The organism is Streptomyces sp. NPDC039430, assembly GCF_055639435.1.
This window is the reverse complement of sequence record NZ_JBVKAK010000046.1, coordinates 1-1,195: the sequence shown is the minus strand read 5'-3', so window position 1 is coordinate 1,195 and position 1,195 is coordinate 1. Positions and strand designations below refer to the sequence as shown.

The window sequence follows — 1,195 nt, the reverse complement described above, 5'->3', positions numbered from 1 at the left end:
ACACAGTGGACGCGAGCAACTGAGGACAAGCCCTCGGCCTATTAGTACCGGTCAACTCCACCAGTCACCTGGCTTCCATATCCGGCCTATCAACCCAGTCGTCTACTGGGAGCCTTAACCCCTCAAAGGGGGTGGGAGTCCTCATCTCGAAGCAGGCTTCCCGCTTAGATGCTTTCAGCGGTTATCCTTTCCGAACGTAGCCAACCAGCCATGCCCTTGGCAGAACAACTGGCACACCAGAGGTTCGTCCGTCCCGGTCCTCTCGTACTAGGGACAGCCCTTCTCAAGACTCCTACGCGCACAGCGGATAGGGACCGAACTGTCTCACGACGTTCTAAACCCAGCTCGCGTACCGCTTTAATGGGCGAACAGCCCAACCCTTGGGACCGACTCCAGCCCCAGGATGCGACGAGCCGACATCGAGGTGCCAAACCATCCCGTCGATATGGACTCTTGGGGAAGATCAGCCTGTTATCCCCGGGGTACCTTTTATCCGTTGAGCGACGGCGCTTCCACAAGCCACCGCCGGATCACTAGTCCCGACTTTCGTCCCTGCTCGACCCGTCGGTCTCACAGTCAAGCTCCCTTGTGCACTTACACTCAACACCTGATTACCAACCAGGCTGAGGGAACCTTTGGGCGCCTCCGTTACACTTTAGGAGGCAACCGCCCCAGTTAAACTACCCATCAGACACTGTCCCTGATCCGGATCACGGACCCAGGTTAGACATCCAGCACGACCAGAGTGGTATTTCAACGACGACTCCACCTGAACTGGCGTCCAAGCTTCACAGTCTCCCACCTATCCTACACAAGCCGAACCGAACACCAATATCAAACTATAGTAAAGGTCCCGGGGTCTTTCCGTCCTGCTGCGCGAAACGAGCATCTTTACTCGTAGTGCAATTTCACCGGGCCTATGGTTGAGACAGTCGAGAAGTCGTTACGCCATTCGTGCAGGTCGGAACTTACCCGACAAGGAATTTCGCTACCTTAGGATGGTTATAGTTACCACCGCCGTTTACTGGCGCTTAAGTTCTCAGCTTCGCCAACCCGAAGATTGACTAACCGGTCCCCTTAACGTTCCAGCACCGGGCAGGCGTCAGTCCGTATACATCGCCTTACGGCTTCGCACGGACCTGTGTTTTTAGTAAACAGTCGCTTCTCGCTGGTCTCTGCGGCCACCCCAAGCTCA

At 55.9% G+C, this 1,195-nt stretch carries 1 rRNA gene; it reads right to left on the bottom strand.

What is annotated here, in order from left to right:
- Nucleotides 1-21: 21 nt before the first annotated feature.
- A 23S ribosomal RNA gene (locus ACZ7LS_RS36785) occupies nucleotides 22-1,195 on the bottom strand; the annotation flags it as partial.